General features: G+C 53.5%; 22 protein-coding genes. 5 read left to right on the forward strand and 17 right to left on the reverse strand.

All coding sequences use genetic code 11. From position 1 onward, the window contains the following. The first annotated feature begins 413 nt into the window (after window positions 1-413). Window positions 414-1589, forward strand: coding sequence for an oligogalacturonate lyase family protein (locus FDW95_RS12445; RefSeq protein WP_096755829.1), 1176 nt, complete (start codon window positions 414-416; stop codon window positions 1587-1589). Window positions 1590-1756: 167 nt separating this feature from the next. Here FDW95_RS12445 and FDW95_RS12450 read toward each other — a convergent pair whose 3' ends face one another. From FDW95_RS12450 to FDW95_RS12460, 3 genes are all read right to left on the reverse strand, one after another. Then, a complete protein-coding gene (locus FDW95_RS12450; protein WP_096755828.1) occupies window positions 1757-2440 on the reverse strand; it encodes an oligogalacturonate-specific porin KdgM family protein in 684 nt (227 codons plus the stop codon). 474 nt (window positions 2441-2914) lie between these two features. After that, complete coding sequence (locus FDW95_RS12455; RefSeq protein ID WP_096755827.1) at window positions 2915-4093, reverse strand: acetyl-CoA C-acetyltransferase; 1179 nt, start codon at window positions 4091-4093, stop codon at window positions 2915-2917. Between the two features lie 103 nt (window positions 4094-4196). Further along, window positions 4197-5081, reverse strand: a complete 885-nt coding sequence (locus FDW95_RS12460) for a LysR family transcriptional regulator (RefSeq protein ID WP_115257556.1) — start codon at window positions 5079-5081, stop codon at window positions 4197-4199. Window positions 5082-5182: 101 nt separating this feature from the next. Between FDW95_RS12460 and FDW95_RS12465 the strand changes: the two genes are divergently transcribed. Continuing rightward, window positions 5183-5638 carry a multidrug/biocide efflux PACE transporter gene (locus FDW95_RS12465; protein ID WP_115257555.1) on the forward strand — a complete coding sequence of 152 codons (456 nt, stop codon included), beginning with the start codon at window positions 5183-5185 and terminating at the stop codon, window positions 5636-5638. 142 nt (window positions 5639-5780) lie between these two features. Further along, window positions 5781-7010 carry an amino acid permease gene (locus FDW95_RS12470; protein ID WP_115257554.1) on the forward strand — a complete coding sequence of 410 codons (1230 nt, stop codon included), beginning with the start codon at window positions 5781-5783 and terminating at the stop codon, window positions 7008-7010. 52 nt (window positions 7011-7062) lie between these two features. Here the strand turns inward: FDW95_RS12470 and rcnR are convergent, their stop codons facing one another. Further along, window positions 7063-7335: a Ni(II)/Co(II)-binding transcriptional repressor RcnR gene (rcnR, locus tag FDW95_RS12475; RefSeq protein WP_016154292.1), complete on the reverse strand. Its 273-nt coding sequence runs from the start codon at window positions 7333-7335 to the stop codon at window positions 7063-7065. Window positions 7336-7454: 119 nt separating this feature from the next. Between rcnR and FDW95_RS12480 the strand changes: the two genes are divergently transcribed. Continuing rightward, on the forward strand, window positions 7455-8318 hold the full coding sequence (locus tag FDW95_RS12480) for a nickel/cobalt efflux protein RcnA (RefSeq protein ID WP_115257553.1): 864 nt from the start codon (window positions 7455-7457) through the stop codon (window positions 8316-8318). Between the two features lie 51 nt (window positions 8319-8369). On the opposite strand, the gene FDW95_RS12485 is transcribed toward FDW95_RS12480, so the two are convergent. From FDW95_RS12485 to FDW95_RS12515, 7 genes are all read right to left on the reverse strand, one after another. Beyond that, window positions 8370-9752, reverse strand: coding sequence for an amidohydrolase family protein (locus FDW95_RS12485; RefSeq protein ID WP_096755822.1), 1383 nt, complete (start codon window positions 9750-9752; stop codon window positions 8370-8372). A 12-nt stretch (window positions 9753-9764) separates the two neighbouring features. Next, window positions 9765-10715, reverse strand: coding sequence for a carbamate kinase family protein (locus tag FDW95_RS12490; protein ID WP_115257552.1), 951 nt, complete (start codon window positions 10713-10715; stop codon window positions 9765-9767). Window positions 10716-10741: 26 nt separating this feature from the next. Further along, window positions 10742-12292 carry a xanthine permease gene (locus tag FDW95_RS12495; protein WP_137363517.1) on the reverse strand — a complete coding sequence of 517 codons (1551 nt, stop codon included), beginning with the start codon at window positions 12290-12292 and terminating at the stop codon, window positions 10742-10744. Window positions 12293-12409: 117 nt separating this feature from the next. Beyond that, window positions 12410-13828, reverse strand: coding sequence for a DUF1116 domain-containing protein (locus FDW95_RS12500; RefSeq protein WP_096755819.1), 1419 nt, complete (start codon window positions 13826-13828; stop codon window positions 12410-12412). Further along, window positions 13828-15375 carry an acyl-CoA synthetase FdrA gene (gene fdrA, locus FDW95_RS12505; RefSeq protein WP_096755818.1) on the reverse strand — a complete coding sequence of 516 codons (1548 nt, stop codon included), beginning with the start codon at window positions 15373-15375 and terminating at the stop codon, window positions 13828-13830. The genes FDW95_RS12500 and fdrA overlap by 1 nt, the downstream gene beginning before the upstream one ends. After that, the gene (locus FDW95_RS12510; RefSeq protein WP_115257550.1) at window positions 15353-16252 is read right to left on the reverse strand and encodes a DUF2877 domain-containing protein; all 900 of its coding nucleotides are present in this window, start codon (window positions 16250-16252) and stop codon (window positions 15353-15355) included. The genes fdrA and FDW95_RS12510 overlap by 23 nt, the downstream gene beginning before the upstream one ends. Before the next feature lie 15 nt (window positions 16253-16267). Further along, window positions 16268-16966 carry an ankyrin repeat domain-containing protein gene (locus FDW95_RS12515; protein WP_338075331.1) on the reverse strand — a complete coding sequence of 233 codons (699 nt, stop codon included), beginning with the start codon at window positions 16964-16966 and terminating at the stop codon, window positions 16268-16270. 298 nt (window positions 16967-17264) lie between these two features. Here FDW95_RS12515 and FDW95_RS12520 point away from each other — a divergent pair, with 298 nt between their 5' ends. Beyond that, on the forward strand, window positions 17265-18194 hold the full coding sequence (locus FDW95_RS12520; protein WP_096755815.1) for a LysR substrate-binding domain-containing protein: 930 nt from the start codon (window positions 17265-17267) through the stop codon (window positions 18192-18194). 45 nt (window positions 18195-18239) lie between these two features. On the opposite strand, the gene FDW95_RS12525 is transcribed toward FDW95_RS12520, so the two are convergent. The 6 genes from FDW95_RS12525 to pgaA form a co-directional block, all read right to left on the reverse strand. Further along, window positions 18240-18512 (reverse strand): GNAT family N-acetyltransferase, encoded by a 273-nt coding sequence (locus FDW95_RS12525; RefSeq protein WP_096755814.1) that lies wholly within the window; start codon window positions 18510-18512, stop codon window positions 18240-18242. 11 nt (window positions 18513-18523) lie between these two features. After that, window positions 18524-18754: a 4Fe-4S mono-cluster protein YjdI gene (gene yjdI, locus FDW95_RS12530; RefSeq protein WP_115257549.1), complete on the reverse strand. Its 231-nt coding sequence runs from the start codon at window positions 18752-18754 to the stop codon at window positions 18524-18526. 105 nt (window positions 18755-18859) lie between these two features. Further along, window positions 18860-19360, reverse strand: coding sequence for a poly-beta-1,6-N-acetyl-D-glucosamine biosynthesis protein PgaD (gene pgaD, locus FDW95_RS12535; RefSeq protein ID WP_115257548.1), 501 nt, complete (start codon window positions 19358-19360; stop codon window positions 18860-18862). After that, a complete protein-coding gene (gene pgaC / locus FDW95_RS12540; protein WP_115257547.1) occupies window positions 19357-20691 on the reverse strand; it encodes a poly-beta-1,6-N-acetyl-D-glucosamine synthase in 1335 nt (444 codons plus the stop codon). The genes pgaD and pgaC overlap by 4 nt, the downstream gene beginning before the upstream one ends. After that, window positions 20688-22709, reverse strand: a complete 2022-nt coding sequence (gene pgaB, locus FDW95_RS12545) for a poly-beta-1,6-N-acetyl-D-glucosamine N-deacetylase PgaB (protein ID WP_115257546.1) — start codon at window positions 22707-22709, stop codon at window positions 20688-20690. Before pgaB ends, pgaC begins: the two co-directional genes overlap by 4 nt. 9 nt (window positions 22710-22718) lie before the next feature. Continuing rightward, window positions 22719-24834 (reverse strand): poly-beta-1,6 N-acetyl-D-glucosamine export porin PgaA (gene pgaA, locus FDW95_RS12550; RefSeq protein ID WP_137363518.1); only part of this gene is annotated, 2116 nt, incomplete at its 5' end.

A 24834-nucleotide genomic window follows, 5' to 3' on the forward strand; every position in this document is an offset into this window, starting at 1 on the left:
GAAACGTCGTTCCGTTTTTCCTAATGCGTTAATGATATCTCTCCCGGAACGCGTTTTCAATTACAACTAAAACGATGTTTCACTTTTTCTGCATCTTATTATCAAAAGTGTAGTTGCGATCACGCTAGTGACGGAAAATCGGCAGATAACAAAAAACAACTGGATTTAAAAACCATATAAAACAGATAGATGTAAAATAATAAGAAATGATAACTCCATGGAGGTAGAGATAAAGCATTCAACAACCTCTCGCCGCAGAAATGCTTTCTTATGCTTTTTGTTACAAATTGCGTCATCAATCACACATGATGAAACACTGTTTTGATAAATTATCACTTGGTTTTTAAATTCATCATAAATCTGGGTGCTGACGCAGATTGCTGAAATCCTGCGTACGGTAAAAGGAGTGCATTATGGCTAAAGGCATGCGGGTCAAGCTGAACTATGAGATCAGCCGCGATCCGGATACAGGCGTGGAAGTCACCCGACTGACCCCACCAGAAGTAACCTGTCATCGAAACTATTTCTATCAGAAATGCTTCTTTAATGATGGCAGTCACCTGCTGTTCGCCGGTGAGTTTGATGGTCACTGGAACTACTATTTACTGGATCTTGCCAAAGCCGAAGCCGTTCAGTTAACCGAAGGCGCAGGTGATAATACCTTCGGCGGTTTTTTATCGCCGGACGACAGTGCCCTCTACTATGTCAAAAACGACCGCACCCTGCTGGAAGTGAATCTCAAGACGTTGGCAGAACGCGAAGTGTACCGCGTGTCTGATGACTGGGTGGGCTACGGTACCTGGGTTGCCAACAGCGACTGTACAAAACTGGTCGGTATCGAAATTGCTAAAAGCGACTGGACACCGTTAAACAGCTGGCAGCTGTTCCATGACTTCTTCCATAAAGGCCCGCACTGCCGACTGCTGCGCGTCGATTTACGTACCGGCGACAGCGCGGTGATTCACGAAGAGAAAAACTGGCTGGGTCATCCGATTTACCGTCCGTTCGACGATAACACCGTCGCTTTCTGCCATGAAGGTCCGCACGATTTGGTCGATGCGCGAATGTGGCTGGTCAATGAAGACGGCAGTAACGTGCGTAAAGTTAAGGATCATGCGCAGGGTGAAAGTTGCACCCATGAATTTTGGGTCCCGAACGGCTCGGCGCTGGTCTATGTCTCGTACCTGAAAGGTCAGCAAGGACGCACCATCTCCAGCTACAATCCTGATACCGGCGTTAATGAAGCCGTAATGTTAATGCCTGCCTGCTCGCATTTAATGAGCAATTTTGATGGCACATTGCTGGTCGGCGATGGTTCAGGTACACCGGTAGACGTGAAGGATACTGGCGGTTACACCATCGATAACGACCCTTATCTGTATGGATTTGATGTAGCGAAGAAAAGCTGTTTCCGCATCGCACGCCACGATACTTCCTGGGCTACCGTGGCAAACAGCCGTCAGGTCACCCACCCGCATCCGTCGTTTACACCAGACGATCGCGCGGTACTTTTTAGCTCAGACAAAGATGGCAAACCGGCGTTGTACATTGCCAAACTGCCCGAGCAGCCGGAACTGTTTCAACTGTAGTCCCCGAAATGATTGTGCCCTGTTTTTAATTTAATGTTTCTGTAACTGGCCTTGCCCTCCTCGCGGAGGGCTTTTTTTATTAATAGAAAAGCTCAAGACTATAAATAATAAGCAGCAGAAAACCCCGGCCAACATCTCCGGGGTATTTCGCCAGCTATTGATGGTATTTAGAAAGAATAGGCGACGCCCATACGGAAACGAGTTTGACGCTCATCCGTTGTTTTCACACCCACGTTCCCGACTTCAACATACGGTGCCCAGTTTTTATCCCACTTATAGGCTAACTTGGCATTATATTCATTGGAGTAGGTTTTATTATTATTACGCGCTACACCTTCGGTGCTTTTGGCGTAAACATAGTTCAGCTCAGTACGCCAGTCACCCAGCACAAAACCAACCCACGCATCCCCACGGTTTACCTTATCATCTTCTTTATTGGAGCTTGAAGGATAGCGTGTATATTCATAACGATAGCGGGTAGCGACATAGAAACCATTCTCAAAACTGTACTGCAGGTGCAGGTTCGGTTTGTAGATGGTGCGGCTGTCATTACTTTCAAGTGTCAGACCTGGCGTTACCGCAATATTGCTGGTTGCTTTCCAACGCCAGTTAATTGAGTCTTCATGACCGTTACCCACTACATCAGCAAAAGGCTGGTCAGCTTTATCACCACCCGATTTCCATTTTGCTTCAACGGTAAAACCTAAACCATTTTCAAAACGATGCGACACCGACACGCGATCAGCATTAGACCCGCTATCAATATATTCATGTCGTAAGTCAACGGTGACAGCCTGCGCTGCAAATGACGCACCAATTAAAGACGCAAGCACCAGAGTGTTCTTAAACATATGCTACCCTCAAATTAAAATGATGTTCCTTTTTTATGGAATTGCATTTTATTTTTTTAACACCACTATTTTAGTGATCATGATCGTAATTATTTGTTTCAAAAAAAATGGACAACAACAGCGTGATGAATATCAAACAAAAATCATCTAAAAACCCGAAAACAAAGATCATGATCACGGTTCATTTTATTTAAAATGAATGGCAGAAGTATTAATCACAACAATTTGCATTAAAAACAATGAGATACAATAAAACACGCAGTTAATAACGCAAGTTATATTACCTGTGATAATTATACGCTTTTGTATTATTAATTAAGTTATAAGCGAAAAGGGTAAATCAGAGGAAGGATTTTGCTTCAGAGTTTTTCTGAATAGATTTTACTTATTTCAAAATATAACAGGTGAGCGCTGTCACATTTGCATGGACAGCGCGGCAGGAAGGCGTATTTGAGAGGATTAATTTAGAGCGGATCAGTCACGTTCGATGGCCAGCGCCACACCCTGACCGCCGCCGATGCACAGCGTTGCCAGACCTTTATGCGCCCGGCGTTTCACCATTTCATGGACCAGTGAAACCAGAATACGGCAGCCGGACGCCCCAATCGGATGACCGAGCGCAATGGCCCCACCGTTCACATTCACCCGGCGTTCATCCCACTCCAGCATTTTGCCGACAGAAAGCGCCTGCGCGGCAAACGCTTCGTTGGCTTCGATAAGATCAACATCTGCCAATTGCCAGCCAACTCGTTCCAGGCAACGTCGCGTCGCGTACACCGGCGCAATGCCCATCAACGCAGGATCAACCCCGACGCTGGCAAAGGCACGAATGCGCGCCAGCACGGGTAAGTTCAGCTCTTGGGCCTTGGCTTCGCTCATCATCATCACGGCAGCAGCACCATCGTTTATTGATGACGCGTTACCCGCCGTAACGGACCCCAAACGATCAAAGGTAGGATCCAGACGCGCCAGCCCTTCTGCGCTGGCATCGGTTCTCGGCTGTTCATCGGTATCCACCACTATCGATTGCCCGTTACGCTGAGTGACCACGGGCACAATTTCATCTTTAAACCGCCCAGCATCGATCGCCATACGCGCTTTGTGTTGCGAGTGAAGCGCGTAGGCATCCTGTAATTCACGGCTGATACCGTATTCCCGCGCCAGGTTTTCCGCGGTAACGCCCATGTGATAATCGTTGAAAGCATCCCACAGGCCGTCGTGCACCAGGCTATCGACCAGTTGACTATTACCGAGTTGCGCCCCGGTGCGACTGTCGGTCAAGACATGTGGGGCGCGGCTCATATTCTCTTGTCCACCGGCAATCACAATGTCGGCTTCACCGCACTGGATAGCCTGCGTCGCCAGATGCAACGCCTTCAGGCCCGAGCCACAAACGTCGTTAATGGTGATGGCGGAAACGGTGTTGGGGAGTCCTCCGTTAATGGCAGACTGGCGTGCCGGATTTTGCCCTGCCCCCGCCGTGAGGACCTGACCCAGGATCACTTCATCAATAGAGTGAACATCCACCCCGGTGCGTTCCATTAACGCCCTGACCACCATACTGCCTAACTCAACGGCAGAGTGGCGTGCCAGCGTACCCTGGAAGCAGCCAATTGGTGTCCTCAACGCCCCCACTATCACAACCTCTTTCATCACTACCTCAGCGCAAAATGACAGCGCAATAGTAGATGATTGTTAAGAATAGTTATCTTAGTTGTTTAAAAAATGGTGAGTTTTATCACAAAGGAAATGTGTATCATTTATCTATCATCGAAACGCCACCCTGTTGTAAGTGATCGCGTAGCCAGCTTCCCGCCACGCCAGGCGGCGATTTCTTGTTCCACAGCAAATCGATAGAGATAGCCTTAGGCCAGCCAGGTACCTTCAGCTGTGCCAGCGGTTTTTCCGCTGCAAACTCCTCCACCAGCGCACAAGGCAGCGTACACCAGCCAAATCCCTGCACCGCCATACTGAGCAACAATAAATAGTTAGGCGCTGACCACACCGGACCGCGCGCCACGTTAGTGCCGCTTTCCAGATAGGTATTTAGCCGCAGTTCGCGCCAGGTACGCAGTTGCTCCCACTGCAGTTTTTCCTGCACCGCCAGCGGGTGCGAAGCCGCAACGTACAACCCCATCCAGGTTTGCATCGGCAGGCGTGTGACGCCCATGTCCGTGAGGTAATCCTCACGCGCTTCAAGGAGACCAACCTGCGCACGTCCCTTTTGCAGCAGATCGATCACATCCTCATCTTCGCCAATCAGACATTCAAACTCGGTGTGTGGAAACAGTCGGTCAAACTGCACCATCAAATCTTCCAACACATCCGGATGCAGGGTGTCCGAAAGCACAAAAGTCAGACGTGCTTCCGTTGCGCCCGACAGCGAAATCGCCGCCTCGTCCAGCCGCTCGCTGGCCGACAGAATCGCCTGCACATAGCCAAGAATCCGCTTGCCTTGCTCGGTGAGCGTGGGTTGACGTGAAGAGCGGTCAAACAACGCAAAGCCGAGATCGGCTTCCAGATTGGCTATCGCCGTGCTGATGGTGGACTGACTTTTGCGTAACCGCCGCGCCGCCGAAGAAAATGAGCCGCAGGAGACGGTCTCAACAAATGCCGTTAATGCTTCAGGAGAGTAGCGCATGAACTATCTACTTTATCGATGGATTCTATCTTTTAGATATCACATAAAACGATAAAATTACCACTATTCCGTTATCCGGGCATCAAAGAAGGTTTTAGGTTATGCAACACGATACAGTCCAACGCCGTTCGTTAATGGAACGTATTTTTCACGCCGTCTGTTTTGAGGGTATTGCCACCGCCGTTCTCGCGCCAACCGCCGCGTGGTTGATGCAGCGCTCAGTGCTGGAAATGGGCGGATTGACCATACTTCTGGCGACCACGGCGATGATCTGGAATATCATTTATAACGCCCTGTTTGACCGCTTATGGCCGACTCACCTGGTAAAACGTACGGCTAAGGTCCGCGCATTTCACGCGTTAGGTTTTGAAAGTGGGTTTATTGTGATTGGAGTGAGCATTATGGCGTATGTGCTGAACGTCAGCCTGCTGCAAGCATTCACCCTGGAAATTGGTTTCTTCCTGTTCTTCCTGCCGTACACCATGTTTTATAACTGGGCGTATGACACATTACGCGAACGCGTAATGAAACGTCGCCAGCAGCGCGTTACTGCCTGATAATCCAATGAATAGTCGGAATTATCTCCATTCCGCCTATTCATCCCTTCTCCCGCCCACATGCTCACACCTCCCCCAGCCCCGCTCATTTGTGGTAAATTGCGCTTCTTTTTGTTTATTTTATAGTTGATACGTTCAAATAATGTCGAAAATTTGGTCAAAAGAAGAGACTCTCTGGAGCTTCGCGTTATACGGGACTGCCGTCGGCGCAGGAACCCTTTTCCTCCCCATACAGCTGGGTTCTGCTGGCGCGGTGGTGCTGTTTATCACCGCACTCGTCGCCTGGCCTTTAACCTACTGGCCACATAAAGCGCTGTGCCAGTTTATTCTGTCATCCAAAACCTCAGCGGGTGAAGGGATCACTGGCGCAGTCACCCACTATTACGGCAAAAAGATAGGCAGCCTGATTACCACCCTCTATTTTGTGGCCTTCTTTGTGGTGGTGCTGATCTACGCCGTGGCGATCACCAACTCACTCACCGAACAGCTGGCAAAACATATCGTGATCGATCTCCGCGTACGTATGCTGGTCAGTCTCGGCGTAGTGCTGGTGCTGAATTTGATTTTTCTGATGGGTCGCCAGGCCACCATTCGGGTGATGGGTTTTCTGGTATTCCCGCTGATCGCTTACTTTTTGTTTCTGTCGCTCTACCTGACCGGAAGCTGGCAGCCAACGTTACTCACCGGCCAGATGTCGTTTGATCAGCACACGCTGCATCAGGTCTGGATATCGATTCCCGTGATGGTTTTCGCTTTTAGCCATACGCCGATTATCTCCACGTTTGCTATCGACAGACGTGAGAAATACGGCGAGCAGGCCATGGGTAAATGCAAAAAAATCATGAAAGTCGCCTACGTTATCATCTGCCTGAGCGTGCTGTTTTTCGTCTTCAGCTGTCTGATGTCGATTCCGGTAAATTACATTGAAGATGCGAAGCACGAGGGTGTGACCATTCTGTCCGCGCTGTCGATGATGCCCAACGCGCCCGCATGGCTGTCGATTTCCGGGATCATCGTCGCCGTAGTGGCGATGTCAAAATCGTTCCTCGGCACCTACTTTGGCGTGATTGAAGGGGCGACAGAGTTGGTCAAAACGTCGCTGCACCAGGTCGGTGTGAAGAAAAGCCGGGCCTTTAACCGCGCCCTGTCTATTATGCTGGTCTCCACCATCACGTTTATCATTTGCTGCATTAATCCAAATGCAATTTCAATGATTTACGCGATTAGCGGGCCGTTGATCGCCATGATTTTGTTCATCATGCCGACGTTGTCTACCTATCTGATCCCGGCCCTGAAGCCGTACCGCTCGGTGGGCAATCTGATCACCCTGATTGTCGGTCTGCTGTGCGTATCTGTGATGTTTTTTGGCTAGAACGTGTTGTTTAACGGCTCATTCCACTATGTGGATGAGCCGTTAAACTGAATTATTTGATGTAGGAGTCCAGCACCTTCAGCACGACGTCCAGATCCTCTTCACGCTTGATTTCATCACCCTGATGCACGATATGCTCGGTCAGATGACCTTTAATCACTTCACGCATTAATCCGTTTACCGCGCCGCGAATTGCCGCAATCTGCTGTAAAACGGCGGCGCATTCATGCGGTTCATCAAGCATAGTTTTCAGCGCGGCTACCTGCCCCTGAATCTTACTCGCGCGGGCTTTGAGCTTTTGTTTGTCGCGGATCGTATGTGACATCGTCCTGTCCCCGTTGCATAAATCATGACGTACTATACAGTGCCGATCTACTGGGGGGTAGTATTCGGTACTGGGGGGGAGTAGAATCTGACGAAACAAACCAACTAAGAATCATTCTCATGGGTGAATTTTCGACGCTTCTTCAGCAGGGCAACGCCTGGTTCTTTATTCCCAGTGCGATTTTATTGGGCGTGCTGCACGGCCTGGAGCCGGGGCATTCCAAGACCATGATGGCGGCCTTTATCATCGCCATTAAAGGCACCATCAAACAGGCGGTCATGCTGGGACTGGCGGCGACGCTGTCGCACACCGCCGTGGTGTGGTTGATTGCACTGGGTGGGATGTATATCAGCAAAGCCTTTACCGCCCAGGCGGTCGAACCCTGGTTACAGTTTGTCTCGGCGATTATTATTCTGAGTACCGCATTGTGGATGTTCTGGCGCACATGGCGCGGGGAGCAGAACTGGCTGGCCGACGCGCATCACGACCACGGGCACGATCATCACCATGATCACCACCATGACCATGACCACCATCATCATGATCATCACCACGAACACGATCATGCCGCGCTGGCAGGCTTTGCTGAAGGTTCAAAAGAGTATCAGGATGCCCACGAACGGGCGCATGCCACGGATATCCAGCGCCGCTTTGCGGGTAAAGAGGTTACCAACGGGCAAATTTTGTTGTTTGGCCTGACCGGCGGGCTGATCCCGTGCCCTGCCGCCATCACCGTATTGCTGATTTGCATCCAGCTCAAAGCTTTTACGCTGGGGGCCACCATGGTGTTGTGCTTTAGCGTCGGTCTGGCAATAACGCTGGTTACGGTGGGTGTAGGCGCGGCCATCAGCGTGCAGCAGGCAGCCAAACGCTGGAGCGGGTTTAACACGCTGGCGCGCAAAGCCCCCTATTTTTCCAGTGTGTTGATTGCTATGGTCGGCGTATATATGGGCATTCACGGTTATATGGGGATCGTGGGGTAACACGAGTCACAATAGCGCGCAGCGACCTTTGCCGCTGCGCGTGAAACCTGACTAGCTCGCCACATTCCCCCACACCAGTTGGCCTTTATGGAAGGTTGCGGTACGGGGAGAAATTCGAGCGACAGCCTCGGCAGAACAGGAGGCATCCACCAACACAAAGCTGGCCTCATCCTGTGCTTTTGGCCATACGCGTTCGCCTTTATCGTTGAGCGGCAGCACATCGCCGGTGGCAAGGAACAGCGCCCGCGACAGGTTGAGTTCGTTAGGGCGAATATAAAGCTGCGCGTACAGATTCGCCTTTTCCAGCATGTCCCCCAGCCCGTACGGCGACCAGTGGTCGATCACGCTGTCGGTGCCGGTAATCACCACCACGCCTTTGTCGCGCAGCTGTTTCAGCGGCATGTGCATCGTGCCAATCGGCACCGTCGAGGCAATGGTAATTTGCTGCGCCACCAGGCGGGTCGCCAGTTCATCCACCTGCTGCTCGTTCAGCGTAGACAGCGCAAACGCATGGCTGATGGTCAGCTTGCCCTTCAACTGCGGGGTTTTCTCTACCGTTTCCACCATGTAATTCACCGCCGCCACACCTGCCGGGCTGGTTTCATGCAGATGGATATCCACACCTTTGTCGTAATCGAGCGCAATCTGGAACATGGTGTCGAGGGATTTCTCCATCGCCCCGTCCACGCTGGTTGGGTCCAGCCCACCTACGTACTGCGCCCCCGCCTGCATCGCTTCACGCATCAGCGGTTCAGACTTCGATAACAGCAGGCCATGCTGCGGAAATGCCACGATCTCACAGGCAAAACCCGGCTGACGACGCGCCAGCACCGCCTGTAGATTCTCCAGATTTTTCAGCCCGGAAACCGGCTCAATATTGCAGTGGCTGCGGGCAATCGAGGTACCTTTTGATTGCAGCAGGTCGATAAGCTTTTCCGCACGCTCTTGCGTATACGGCTGCAGTTCAGGCAGCAGCTTTTGTTCCAGGCGAATCATATCCTGAATAGTGGTGCCCGCCGGGCGGTTGAGTGAGCGCCATGGACCGCCATAAAAGGTTTTATCCAGATGGATGTGCATGTCGCGCATGGCGGGCAGCATCAGCTTTCCGCCTGCATCGTAGTGCGGCAGCGTGACATCCGGATGCTGCTTATTCTCACGCAGCGCAACAATTTTCCCGTCCTGAATCTCTACGGTTTGCAGTGCGGTACGGGTATGCACCACCACGGCGTTTTCGTAATCAAATCCCGCTTCCAGCAGGACGTTATCCAGGTAGTAGTGTTTATCGTTAATCGTCATCGTGTTCTTCGCGCAACGGGTTGTCCCGACAGGATCCGCAGCATACGCGACCGGAGCGACCGCGCCAAATAGCGCGGCAGCGGTGACCATTTTTCCGCTCTGGCTTAAAAACTCACGGCGGCTGTTACTTTCCTTCATTCGCATCTCCTTTCAGGAATGGACAATATGGGTGCCTGTTTCACCGCGCAGCGCGGCGGGCAGGCATTCCGGCGTGGTGATGATCACCCGTTTGCCGCCACGGGCGAGAAACGTCAGGCTGGCAACGATTTTGGGTAACATACTGCCCGGCGGGAAATGCCCTTCCTGCATGTAGCGGGTCATTGTTGCAATATCCACGGTGTCCAGCGCCTGCTGCTCAGGCTTGCCAAAATGAATACACACTTTCTCAACGCCGGTGGTGATCACCAGCACGTCGGCGCGGATCTCCTGCGCCAGCAGCGCGGTGGAGAGATCTTTATCAATCACCGCATCTACGCTCTGGTAATCCCCCTGATCGCTACGTACCACCGGGATCCCACCGCCGCCCGCGCCAATCACCACAAAGCCTTGCTGGGTCAGTGCTTTAATCGCCTCGGCTTCGACGATGCGCTTCGGCTCCGGCGAAGCGACGACCCGACGGTAGCCGCGCCCGGAATCCTCAACAAAGCGCCAGCCCGGATTGGCCAGCTGTAGCGCATCACGCTGAGCGTCGCTAAAGAACGCGCCGATCGGTTTGGTGGGGTTGGCAAATCCCGGATCGTTTTTGTCGACCTCCACCTGCGTGACCACGGTGACCGCTTTCTGTTCGCCACGCCGCGCCAGACGGTTATTCAGCGCCTGTTGGATCAGATAACCAATGCCACCCTGGGTATCGGCGACGCAGTTTGCCAGCGGCGTCAGCGGTAAGCCTTCACGCTCGTGGGCAATCTCTGCGCGCCGCAGATCGAGTCCCACCTGCGGCCCGTTGCCGTGCGTCAGCACAATGTTGTAGTCCGATGCCAACATCTCCAGCACCGTATCGGCAACGGCTTTTACGGCTTCAGCCTGGTGCTCAATCGACTGGCTGGCGTTATCTTTGATAATGCTGTTGCCGCCAATGGCAACGACCACAAGTTCTTTCATAGCGTCATCTTCCACAGCAAAGCGATTCAGGAGGTTTTGGTCGGTTGCTGCTCAAGGGCATTCACCGCTTCACGGCTGTCGAGCACATGCTTTATCACGAACATCCCGCCCATCATCAGGTAGGCCATGACAAACATCAGCGAACTGCCTTCAGCAAACCCAACGGCCGGGGAGTGGATCACGCCAAACAGCGACAGCAGCGCCCCACCGGCGGCGGCAATCGCCCCACGTAATGGTTTGTTGATAATGGCGAAGATGGCGATACAGCCCCACAGTATACTGGCCAGCGGCGCGCCGCTACCGAGGTGCACCAACCCGTCGTAGTACACGCCTTTACTGTGCAGCAGGTCGGTCCCGAGTTTTGCCGCTGACGTTCCCGCCGCCCCCATCACGCTGTTCACGATGGTTAACGCCCAGTTGGCAATCCACGGGAACAGACAGATGAAGATGACGGGCACCTCAACTTTGGGCGTTTCTCGCACCACCTGGTTAGCGGTTACCACGCCGATAAACACCAGTATCGGCACGATCGCGGTCATCGGAATAATGGCGAGCATAAACGCCCCCAGACCGAACAGCGGCACCAGGAACATGGTGATCCCCGACGCGAGGGTATAGCCGATACTGGCCCCCATCGCTTTCCAGCCCGCGTGTCCGACATACACGGTAACCGGGAACGGATTACCCAACATGCAGCCCAGCATTGATGCAAAGCCGTTCGCCATCATGACTTTACGGGTGTTGTACTCATCGCCTGCGGCGTGCGCACTTTCAATGTTCTCAAGGTCAAAAATGTAGTTCGCCAGTCCCAGAGGAACCGCAGAAGCCAGATACGGCAGTGCGTGCGGCAAGCCTTGCAGGAAGCTGTCGACGTGAATTTCCGGCGGGTTGAAGCCAAAGGAAGACATCGACGCTTTGATCGCTTCCGGGCTTTGCAGGCCGGAGATCCACGCCAATGCCGTACCGGCGATCAGCAGCAGCAGGCCGGTAGGGATACGGGCAAAAATCGGCTTCTTACCGAACCAGTTAATGAAGATCAGCAGCAGCACGATGAACGATACGGTTGGCGCTTCAAACGCCTGCAGCATCGGGTTCATCGCCAGCAGCAGCAGACCCAGGCCGGATAAACAAGAGAGCAGCACCGTGCGTGGGATCATCTTGCGGATGGTCTCACCAAGGAACGAGCCACCAACCAGGATCAACGCTTCGACAAAACACCACACCAGCGCGATTTGGATAGCAAAGTTGGCATCTTTGGTTTGCTGATACACCGGCATCAGCACCAGGAAGGTGACGGTGAAAATTGACGGGGCGCTCGGCCCGGAAGGCAGCGCCGTCACATCTTTACGTCCGGTCTGTTTTGCCATCTGCAGGCCAAACCAGGCGTAGCAGACGCTGGCCACCAGCACCGCCAGACCAAAGGCAGGCGCAATACGGCCGTAGACAATTTCGGTAGGGATCCCGACGACAAAGATGAGCAACCCCATCATTGTCAGCAGGTTAGTCAGGTTGTTGGTCATCAGCCCAAAGTAAGCCGCCCAGTCACCCCGTTTCCATTCTAGTTTTGTGCTGTTCATGGAATATCCTTTACAGGTTAAGCATCGTTTGCGATCGCGGGGATCGCCCAGCCCTGCAGGTAAGCAACGTTATTCACTTCACGACCAGGGACTAACGGCATTAGCCCCTGGTTATCGTTATTGGCAGTAGCGATCGCGCCAGCTGAGAATTGCCTTTTCAAAGCAGGCAAACGGCGGATGGACAATTCCCGCGCCGATCATGCCGATCCCCGCATCTTTGTGGGCAATCGCGGTGTTGATGACCGGCAGAATGCCGGTGCTGCCAACGCGCGTAATGTCGATAGCGGTAGGTACGCCCATAAAACCGAGCAGCGGAATAGTGACGTTCGGGTTTTCGCCAAGGGTGATTTCACGCATCTGGCGAGAGAAGTCGACCGCTTCCTCAACCGTACCGCCGACCAGCGCCACGATGGCTGGCGCCGTCGCCATGGCAAAACCGCCAATGCCGTAGGTTTCGGTAATCGCACTGTCGCCGATATCACGCCCGGAATCTTCCGGCTTATAGCCCGCAAACATCGGGCCAATCACCTGCTGAGCCGGGCCGGTAAACCACTGGCCTGGTAACCCACTGACGCGCAGACCAAACTCAACGCCGTTGCGCGCCATCGTCGTCACCACGGTGCTGTATTCAATACCGTGCGCAGCATCCATCGCGGCTTTGCACATCGCCATCCACGTCGGTCCGGAGAAATAGTCGCTGCTAAGGACAAACTCAAAGACCTCGCGCTGCTGCGCCACCGGATAGCCGGTCTGAATAATCCATGGGGTCAGCGCCTGAATCAGCAGCGCCGTCCCGGCATTATTGCGGTTGTGGCATTCATCGCCCATATGCAGCGCCTGCGCCAGCATCAGGCGCAGATCAATTTCCCCCGCCAACTTCATGGCGTCGCGCAGCATCGGTCCCAGCACGTCGCGCATCCAGTTCAGGCGATCGATAACGCTCTGATCGTTCGCCCCCATACGCAGGATCTTCGCCATTTGCTCGCTCATATTGGTATATGCGCGGTTGCCGTAGGTTTTGTTTTCCACAATGTGCATGAACATCGAGGCCGACGTGACGCCCGCCATCGATCCGACGCAGTCGTGCTCGTGGCACGGCGAGAAGATGATTTCACCGGAGGCGGCAAGCTCGGCGGCGGCATCGAGGTCTTTCGCCAGTCCTTCAAACACCAGCGCCCCAGTCACGGCCCCTTTCATAGCGCCGCACATGTTTTGCCAACGGGTCGGCGGCCCAGCGTGCAGGATGGTGTTGCGGGTCATGCCCGGTACCACGTTGATGGCCTGATCAAAACCAATCAGCACCGGGTGCGACTGGATAATACGTTCCAGCGCCTGCTGGTTTGCGGCAGCAATTTTGTCTGCCAGCGGCGAATCGGCAATCTCGTCCAGCGCGGCAACCACCTGCATATTGCCCTGGCCCGGCGGCGTCCAGTCGAGCTGGGTCACCGGTACATTTTGCTTTTTCAGGTCATCACTGAACATCGCGATGCCGACGTTAATCACGTTCAGCGGCTGGGTAAACAGCGTCTGGCTCATCAGGCTTCCTCCCCTTTACAGATAAATTCACGCGCCAGCAATCCGGTGTTGGTGCTGCTGCTCGCCCAGATAACCCCGGCATCGGTCAGCATCTGGCACTGTTTTTCCAGTGATGGCGTATCCTGGTCGGTTCCCAGTACATAACCGAGGATCTCCAGAGGACGTCCATCTGCGGCAGCGATCGCTTTCGCCTCAGCGATCGCCTCGATCATCACGCCCACCGGATCTTCATGCGATCCAAAGCCGAGGACGAAATCCATCACGATCACGCCGACTTCAGGATCCCGCGCTTCCTGCAATAAACGGCTGATGCGGTTGGTCGGGTCGATCATCGGGTGCGGCTTGCCGTTGGTGAAGTCGTCATCACCAAAATCGAGGAAGGTATGCGCCACGCTGCGGTTAATATCCGGCAGGCGGAACGCCGGGTCCGGGTGGATGTTGCTGTACACCTCGGCATGTTTTTCCATCGCGGCAAACATCGCCTCATCGCACAGCGTGCCGCCACAGAACAGCCCACGGATATATTTTTGCTGCGGTGTCAGACGGGCGCGCACTTCTTCAATCAGCGGCCAGTTGAGCGGATGCAGATCCAGGCTCTCTTTTTTCACGCCGCTGAGCAGGACCGCGCGCAGCGCCGCATCTTTGGTGCCTCGGGCGAACTGCAATCCGTCTTCATCCGCCAGCGCGGCGTCACGTCCGAGGAAGCACACCACCACCGGTTTGTGACAAGCGCGCGCGCGATCCAGCACTTTTCGGGCCACCGCAGGCGCAGGCGGTTTGGAGATCAGCGCAATAATCTCGGTTTGCGGATCGGCCTCCAGCATGGCAATCGCGTCGAGCATCATCAGGCCGCCAATCTTTTCGCTCAGGTCACGTCCACCGGTGCCAATCAGCTGGGAAATACCGCCGCCAAATTCATGAATACGTACGCTGAGTTCCTGGCTACCGGTGCCGGATGCGCCGACAATGCCGATATTGCCGCGACGCACTGCGTTACCAAAACACAGCGCCGCACCGTTAATAATGGCGGTTCCGCAGTCCGGCCCCATCATCAACAGCCCTTTTTCGTGCGCCAGCTGTTTCAGCGCCAGCTCATCGTCGAGGGACACGTTGTCAGAAAACAGCATCACGTTGAGGTTATTTTGCAGCGCCTGACGCGCTTCACGGGCCGCGAACAGGCCGTTGACCGAAATCACCGCCAGGTTGCTGTCGGGAACATGCTTCTTCGCACTGGCAAGCGTGGCATAGCGTGCTTCGTGCTGGCCGCCCTGCTCCTTGTGCGTGAACAGCTCATCGATAGCCACCAGCGTTTGCGCGTTCGCCGCCTCGCTCGCACCCTTGATGACAATCATCAGATCGCCACTCTTCGCCTCTTCCAGTTCAGGCGTCAGCAGGCCGAGATTCTTCAGCACGCCTTTGTTCATTTCCGTTGCCATCGCCACAAACGCCTGCTCCACGCCATCGAGCTTGTTAGCGCGCGTTGAGATAGACATCAGTGACACAGAATCAAAATACGTGTTCTTTTTAACAACTATCCTGATCGACATAATTCCCTCCGGACCGATGGCTCAGGGTGCAGGCGTCCGCCATGCCATACAGCATGTCGCAGCCAGAACTTGAGCCGATATTTTTAATGTCAGTAATAAATGGCGTAGCAACGTGGTGTTGCCGCGTAATAATATGGGTTACCAGTCGTGCAACGCTTTCCCGATAACGCTGATGAAAAGCCTCTTCCAGCGTTATTTTACTGAGCAGCGTCGTGTTATTTCCGGCAATCCGTAACGCTGCTAAAAAATCGTGCTGATATTTTTTTAACGGGTGACCGTTAATAAATAAAACCGTACTCAGACCAACTAAATAATCATCGGATGATGGCGTTAAGCCAATTCCCAGACCGATTAACTGGCCAACTGCGAAAGAAATATTTTCGCCATTATTCAGGGCGGCGATTAATGCCCGGCGGCGGTTCTGTAATTCACGGGCGATTTCCTGATAAAACGAGTTATCGCCTTGGTACAAAAATAATGTGTCGCGGTGATTCAGCTGTTGGCGGATAACCTCTGCCCAGCAACGCCAGGAAATTGCTGCGAAGCGGTCTGCATCTGGCGACCAACTCGGCATTTGCCAGGTCTGGCACCCGGAGGTTGCTATCCATTTATCCGTGCCAACGGCTATTCCCGTCTTGGTAAAACTCACCGGCTCGCCGGGATGAAACAGATCTTCACAATGCGTCAGCGCCAGCCGACAACTGTTAGGCGCGTTATCGCCGCTCTCGCTCAGTAAGGTGAACAATCGCTGCAGCTCGGGTATGAACAGGTTTACCGCGCGGGAAAAAACCTGTTCTACACGCCCCGTTCCCCGAAATTCAAGAAACGCGCCGTCGGCGGTTAGCGCCGTTACGCATCGCCGTGATGGCGTGGCGATAGTGGCGCTCCTCGGTCAAGCTCCGGCGGCAATCAGCAGCTCGGCAATTTGGTGATACCCTTTCTCCCGCGCCAGTTCCAGCGGGGTTTTGCCGTACTTGTCCGTCATGTGCGGATTCGCACCATTGTCGAGCAGCAGCTTGACGATTTCCTGCTGCTTTGCGCCGCCGTCGTTGAGTACGATGGCTTCCAGCAGCGGCGTCCAGCCGACAAAGTTGGTGTGGTTAACGTTGATGTCGGTACGCAGCAGCAGTTCACGCACGATCTCCACGTGGCCTTTTTCGCTGGCAGGCGTAATGCCAACGCCGCCAAAACGGCTGAGAACATTGAGATCAGGGTTAGCCGGTAACACCAAACGCAGCAGCGTTAAATCATTGGTCAGGCAGCTAATCAGGAAGGGATTAAAACAGGTTTGATCTTGTTTATTAATATCGGCGCCAGCCTCAATCAATAAAGACACGCAGTCATAATGTTTATTCAGGCTGGCAATAATGATGGCGGTACGTCCCTGGCGATTGGTCGCATTAATATCCACATTTTTTGCCAGACAGGATGTTAATCCCTGCGCATTGCCCTGCTCTGCCGCCAGCAGAAATTCAGTAATAAGTTCTTTCTCTGACATAATCCGTCTCCTGCAGTTTTTAAGGCTTTTTAAAATTCCGATAACCTGAGAATAGCAACAGAGAGATGGGAATAACATCCGCTTAAATTTCATTCATCGTTAGCGAGTCGATTATTGAATAGTATTTAATAATGAGAGCAAAAACGTGCTGTAGTGCAATCTTTCTCTTATGACCGCTGCTCTTTTAGACATTATTCAGTCATCCGGGAAATAAAGCGGGATGCTGCACGGATAGCGGCCTGCAACTAAAAGACAGAAGTGTGATTGCCTTCAAATCAAATGTGAACCTAGTGTTAAATTCCGTTCAAAACTGGTTGCTCTGCATAAGGATTACAAATACATTCAACAATCATCGTATGGCAGGGGGTAGACGAGCCCGAGGGGAGAGAGGATGAATTCAATTTTTACCGAGGAGAACCTGCTGGCGTTCACCATGGCTGCGCGCTACAGCAGTTTTAGCAAGGCCGCCGAAGAGCTGGGTTTAACCACCTCCGCCATCAGCTACACCATCAAGCGAATGGAAACGGGGCTCGACGTGGTGCTGTTTACCCGCAATACCCGCAGCATTGAGCTAACCGAGTCCGGGCGTTATTTCTTCCGCAAGGCGACCGACCTGCTAAACGACTTCCACGCCATCAAGCGCAGTATTGATACCATCGCTCAGGGTATTGAGGCGCGGGTGCGCATCTGCATTAACCAGTTGCTCTACACCCCGCAGCATACCGCGCGGCTGTTGCAGGCCCTCAAAAAGCAGTTTCCAACCTGCCAGATAACCGTAACCACCGAAGTGTATAACGGCGTCTGGGATTCCATAATTAATAACCAGGCCAACATCGCCATTGGCGCGCCGGACACATTACTGGACGGCGGCGGAATTGATTACACCGAGATAGGGGCGATCCGTTGGTCGTTTGCCATTGCCCCGGATCACCCGCTGGCGTTTATGCCTGAACCTATTTCAGAAAGTCAGCTACGGTTGTACCCAAACATCATGGTCGAAGACACCGCGCATACCATTAACAAGAAGGTCGGCTGGCTGCTGCACGGACAGGAGTCCATTCTGGTCCCCGATTTTAATACTAAATGTCAGTGCCAGATCCTCGGCGAAGGTATTGGCTTTTTGCCGGACTACATGGTGCGTGAGGCAATGGAGAAGTCGCTGCTGGTGACGCGTCAGATCCATAACCCGCGTCAGGATTCACGCATGCTGCTGGCAACCCAGCACTCGGCAACCGGCCGGGTCACTCAGTGGATTAAAAAGGAGTTTGGCCCACACGGGGTTCTGACGGGGATTTATCAGGATCTGCTGCATCGGGAATGAGATGCCGGATGACGGCGGCGCCGATCCGGCCTACAACTGCGCATATCAGGCGCGGATATCGTCATACTCACGGGTTTTATCAAACTCATGTTTGGCAAATGGACACAGTGGAATAACCTTGCGGTTTTCGGCGCGCATTTTCTCCACCACCTTTGCCACCAGCAGTTTACCCACGCCCTGACCTTTCAGACTCGGGTCGACATCAGTATGTTCAATAATGCTCAGATGCTCGCCAGTCGGCACAAAGACGATTTCAGCGACCTGGTTGCCCTGCGCATCATTCACATAAAATTTGTTATGGCCTGCAAGAATTTCCATGGTTCCCTCACTTATTTCTGACGGTATTTCAGCGCACCGCTTGGGCAGGTATCGATAACCCTGATAACCGTGGCAACATCAACTTCATCAGGAATAATCCACGGTTTACGCTTGAGGTTGAACAGCTTCGCGCTGCCGCGCACACAGTTCCCCGAGTGCTGGCACATTGTCGTATTGAAATAGACGTCGATCTTCTCACCGGTATAGGCCCGGTAGCCTGCATCCAGTAGTTCCTTATCCATGACATTGCCTCAGTTATTTTTATTGTACCGAGTCTAATCATAGTCCGATGCAGGGTTGAAGGATGTAACAGGCGGCACAAATTGTCTCATGCCGCCTGAGGGTCATTATTTTGCGTCTTCAGACTCGAGCGTTCTTTCCGGCAGCATCGTCAGCATGGCCGGCGTGGGCGGTGGCAACCGGTTATCGGCAATGTGCTTGTCCACATCGACGTGACTGATTTCACCATTCTCATGGTGATGCACCGTCAGCACCCTGGCTTTGTTGAGCTCTGTTACCAGTTCCGGGGTAATACGCATGCTTTCTGCCAGCTCATGATGTTCAAGCCCAGGTCTGCGGTTGCGTCGTTCCACCCGAAAACGGTACTGGTTGTACTTCGCCCAGCCAATCAGCACCAGTCCGTTGATTAAGGCGACCAGCATGTAAAAAGTCACCGTATCCAGGGTGGTGAAAAACGGCCGCACGCCCATATACGGTGAGTGCGCCAGCGCGGTAATCAGCCCTTTATAAATCAGGTACAGAAACCCAACCCAGGCAATCAGCGTCAACAGCACGTCAATTATGCGTGGCAGGAGACGCCGCTCGGTAAAGATCAGTGGCTGGTTCATGGTTCGATCCTCCCTATTCCACGGTCAGGGCTCACCCAGCGCGCGCGCCCGCGTTTGCGTTTGAGCATCACTTTGGGGAACGCCACCAGCGTGGTAAACAGGCTAAGCATCCAGTACACCACCGGGAACCAGATAATCCAGAACAACGAGGCGCCAATGCCTTTTTCATAGCGTCGTTCGATCATCAGGCTCACGGCAAACTGCAGTAAACAGACCACGCCGAGGATGAGTCCGGTAAAGGCTGGCGGGAACAGATGCTGCACATATAACGAGTCAGGCATCGGCATGATCAGCCCTAACACGAACAACAGGATGCTGACCGCATAGGCAAACGACCAGGCGGTCGAAAAACAGAACTCGAGGAACAGCGGCCACATGCGGCGGAATTCCCACGACCACAGGCGGCGCATGTTAACAATAAACACCTCAGCCCCACCCTGCGCCCAGCGCAGACGCTGTTTCCACAACCCTTTTAAGGTTTCAGGCATCAGGATCCAGCACAGCGCCCGCGGTTCAAAGAATACCGACCAGTGGCGCAACTGCAGCTTCCAACTGATGTCGATATCTTCGGTGATCATGTCAGGACTCCAGTATCCCACCTCAGCCAGCGCACGACGGCGAAACGCCGCAATCACGCCGGAGACGGTAAAGATCTGCCCATAGACTCGCTGGGTACGCTTGATAAGACCAATGATTGACGAAAACTCGCCGACCTGCACGCGGCCGATCAACGTGGAACGGGTACGGATACGCGGGTTCCCGGTTACCGCCCCCACACGCGGGAACTGGATCAGCGGGGCCACAATATAGGCCACCGCATCGCGATCCAGTAGCGCATCACCGTCGATGCACACCAGATAATCGCTACGCGCAGCGGGTGCACCGGTCTTGAGCGCCAGCGCTTTACCCTGGTTTTCAGCTAAATGAATCACCCGCAGGCTGGGGTACTCAATTGCCAACTGTTCCAGCACGTCGTGCGTGTCGTCCGTTGAACCGTCGTTAATGGCAATAACTTCAATGTTCTTATAGCGCTGTGCCATCGCGGCACTGATGGTTTCGCGGGCGTTGATCCCTTCGTTAAAGCAGGGGATCAAAATCGAAACCGGCGGATTTCCTTCCAGCGTCGGTGGCGGTGTATCGTCTCCCCATTTCCAGTGGCGCTCACGGTAAAACCAGAAGTACACCCCACCGCTTATCCACAAAGCAGACATGAACAAGGGCCAGAAGAAAACAAAGTTCAGCATCACTTCACCCGTAAAGATGACAGCCACGCCAAACGGCAGGCTGAACATCAGGCAAAGTATCAGGAAAGCAATAATGCGATCGGTCATTTTTGCGGGTACCAGTATGATGAGAACGTCGAGCGAATCTCTGACATCTCGGGTTTGTCGCTGATGAAATCATCCGGATAATAACCGTAGTTACCTGCACCGCTTAATTTAAGCTGGCGCATCCATTCGGCTATCTGTTTACCACTGATTTCGGCCTGTTCGCCGGATTTACGCCAGTCGCGTGCCTGCAGCTCAAACACGGTCTTATCCAGCGCGCCTGGGGTCTGCGCAACGGCATTCACCAATCTGTCGAGCCAGGCATTGGCATCATTGGCTGGAATATTCTCCATTAATGGCATCGCCATCGGTGCAGTCCAGTCATAGGTATTGAGGAAGTCATTCAGGTTTTGTGCAAACCAGGCTTCACTTTCTGGCTCCAGAACCGGCATGGCGTAAATATTGCGCGCCGTTTGTACCTGCGGGCCGCGAATATTACGCACCGAACGTGTCAGTTGCTGGGTAAAGTCGATCAGCATCTTACTTTTCAGGCGAGTCCAGCGCTCAAACGCCTGCGGATCGTTACGGATTTTCTCAATGCTGTCCGGAAGGCCCGCTGCGCGGTAGGCGGCTAACGCATCCGGCGAGGCATCTTCGAAGTCCGTCAGGAATGCATCATCATGGAACAATATGCCTTTGAAGCTGGCGTGCTTCGCCAGGTCTTCATAGATCTCGGTAATGCGCTGACGCGCTTCGCTACTCCAGGGAGACAGACGCACATACTGTTCGTGGTTAATCGCACTGCGTCCGGTTTTCGGATCCCATGCGGTGACACGCGGAACAGACGCATCGAGATCGAACGCCAGCACTGGCATCCAGGCATAAACCGTCACGCCAGCACGCGTTTGTAATTGCCAGGAGATGTAGTTAAAGAGATCGGCACGCATCGGCAGCCAACGGTTAGGGAAATAGAGTTCGCGAATATTCCCGTCGCCTTTGGGGTCGGCATACGCCTGCAGGAAGACATGTGAAATGCGCATGTCGTAAACACGCTGGATCAGCTTATCTATGTTTCTCTTCTGCTGGGCAGGATCTTTGTCATACACGTAATCCAGATCGACATGCATCACGCGCATGGTCTGCGGTTCACGTACCTGAGCGATCTGACTGGCAAAACGCTTAAGAGAAGGGTTATCTGAGATCAGTACACGCGGAATATCATCAAGGAACGCCGCATTCGCCAACCCTTCGTTGAGCGTAAACGCCATTTTATAGCCGTGCTCTTTGGCCAAATTCAACGTCGTACCGTTAGCAGCACCGTATGGCCATACCCACGCGCGGGGCGATTTCCCGGTTACAGACTTAATTTTGTTGGTGATCAACGAGATATCGGTATTAATGCGGCGAGTGTACTGCTCATCCGTTTCATACGTACCGGTTTTCTTGTCATACAGACGGTTCGCCACCGCCGGTTCTTTACTGCCCTGCGGGTTCGCCTCTGCGCCGAAGTGTGAGTTCCAGGTATGCGCCCCGACTTCCACCAGCGGCGATTTGCCCATTTCCTCAACCATTTTCCAGGTAGCGAACTTGTCTCGGGCCGTCATCAGGCCACCAAAATCCACTTTTTTGTTGGCTGGGGCATCCACCCAGCTTCCCACCGGCGCCCATAGCGCAGGCCAGTTGTAGGCTTTTAGCAGCGGCCAGACGCGGGTATAAAAGCTGCTATAGCCGTCATCAAAGGTAAGTAAGACGGCTTTTTCAGGCAGCACGATTTTGCCGTCATGGGCATCGAGAATTTGCTGCACGCTGATCGGGTTATAGCCGTTGTCACGCAACCAGCCGATCTGATCGCTCAGCGCACTGGTACGTACAGAAAGATAGCGTTGATCCGCTGCGCCATCCTCAACATCGTGATAACCCAACACCAGGAAACTATTTTTTGGCCACGGATGGTCCGCCGTCAGCTCGGTTCTCTCTCCTGGAGGAACATAGCGAGGTGTCGTATTGTGCGCGCTACTACACGCGGTGATCATCAACCAGCCAGCGATAAGTGCGCTAAGCCACAGGCATCTTTTCAGCATGTTCTATCCTTAAAACCTAACATTCAAATCGAAAGCGAGGGAGATATTCCGCTCACGTTTACCGTCGTAGGGGCGTTTATCCCACATCAGCATCACCCCGCCATCCACGACGTTATTCCATTTAAGCCGCTGTCCGTAACCTAACTGAACTATCGCACCGCCATCTTCGCCTTGCTGCCAGTAGTTACCCACACCGCCCACGCCTTGCTGGGTCCAGACCGTGTCATAGTGTCGGTAAAGGACCTGCTCCGCGCTCAAGCCGGGTACCACAGAGAAATCGCTTTTGGGGTTGTAATACGGCACATTTTCTTTGGTGTTGGTACTGCCACCGATACCCGGCGTGAAGTCCAGCGTAAAGCGCGGCGTCGTCCACAGACGCTCTTTTCCACTCAGCCCGTACTCGATGCGATCGTTACCATCCGAGAAATGTGATGCGGCAAACGACAACTGATACTCTCGTCGTTCGTTTTGATACCAGCGGACAAACATATCTCCACCGTTGGCGTACACGCCGCTACGCAATGCGCGTAGGGGCGTATTACGCGAAAGACGCTCCGCCGAACCGCCGATACGCCAGTTATCGTTGAAATCATGCCAGCCAGAAAGACGACCACCTATTTTCTGACCATCGCCATAATTACGACCTGAAACTTCCATTTCAGCCCAGTAGTCACGGGAGGTCCATTCCGCACCGGCCGCCAGATCGCGGCTAATGCCCTTACCTTCTTCAAATTCACCAGTAGCGAAGTTGAATCCAGTAAACAGTCGCCAGTTATCATTGATCGGTGGGCTGTAAATGGCGGTATTGATATTGAAGTCATTCTTACCGCTGACCGGGCTATCAGAGGAGATCCCCTGCGTGCCGCTGATCCGCAGTTCAGACATTTTATGCACATCGCGAATGCGCGCGAGACGCAGCGTTGCCTCATCATCCGGGCTACGAGCGATGACATCATCAGTCAGTTCATCGGCCTGCTTCCATTCCTGGAGATCCAGCGCCACATAAGCCTGCTGACGCTCCAGTTCCAGGTTGCTTGGCTCGATCACTTCCGCAAGCTTCAGCTCTTTTTCGGCGGCATGCGGCAAACCGCGGGCTTCGAGTACGGAAGAATAGAGGATACGTAGCCCCTGGTTACCCGAGCCAGTACGCGCCAGATGTTCCGTCAGCTTTTCGGCTTCGGGCAGCTCATTAGCGGCAATGTGATATTGCGCGAGTAGCGTCTGGCCAAGCAGCCAGTTATCGTTAGGCTGCGGCGTAGGCGAACCATAGATCCGTCGCAGGTACGGGCTGTCTTTGATTAACGCATCGACCTGTTTTTTGGCATCAACAAAGTTTTCATTATCGATATGCGCGTAGAACAGATCCTGTTGATCTTCAGGGCTAAGCGGCGTAACGGGTATCGGCCCGTTCGGATAGTAGATGCTCATCAGCATCGCTTCGGTTTTTTCCGGCTGACGTTCACTTAACCACGCGGAAGCCACCCAACGTTTTGCATAGTTGGGGACTTCGCCTTCGGCTGACAGTGATTCGTATTCGGTAATAACGTCAGCGGTACGCTTGCGGACCAGCAAGGCCCCCATACGGTCTATTCTCGCACGACGCACATCGCCCTGGGCTGCGGGATCATCTTTCCAGGCAGCAAGCAGTTGGTCATAGCGGGCAAGGGCTTTGTCCGCCACGATAAAACGTTCTTCTTCATTGCGCGCGGTCGTATACGAAGAGCGCACCTTTTCGGCCGCGGCATCAAGCGCAAGGCGACGCTTCACGGGATCGGATGTGGGAACCTCTTCCGCCAGTCCCAACGCAGGTTCGGCTATGCGGTTGGCTGCCAGCGCGGACAACAGCGTTGATTTTGCATTTTTGTTGCCCGGATCAACGTCAACCGCCTGACTGGCGACAAGCAATGCATCCCAGTTTTTATTCTGCGAATGGTACACGTAGGCAAGCAGGGCATCGGAATCGGCTCCCGGATGCGCTCGCGCCCATTTATTCGCCTCGGTCAGGGCTTGTTGATTGTAACGGGCATCTGCCAGCGTCATTATCCAGCCGGTACGAACATCCGCGTTATCAGGCTCTTCCTGCAACACGCTTTCCCAGATAGCTAAGGAAGGTGCGAACAAGTTC

The sequence above is a fragment of the Citrobacter sp. wls718 genome (assembly GCF_005280945.1).
Classification (GTDB): domain Bacteria; phylum Pseudomonadota; class Gammaproteobacteria; order Enterobacterales; family Enterobacteriaceae; genus Citrobacter; species Citrobacter gillenii.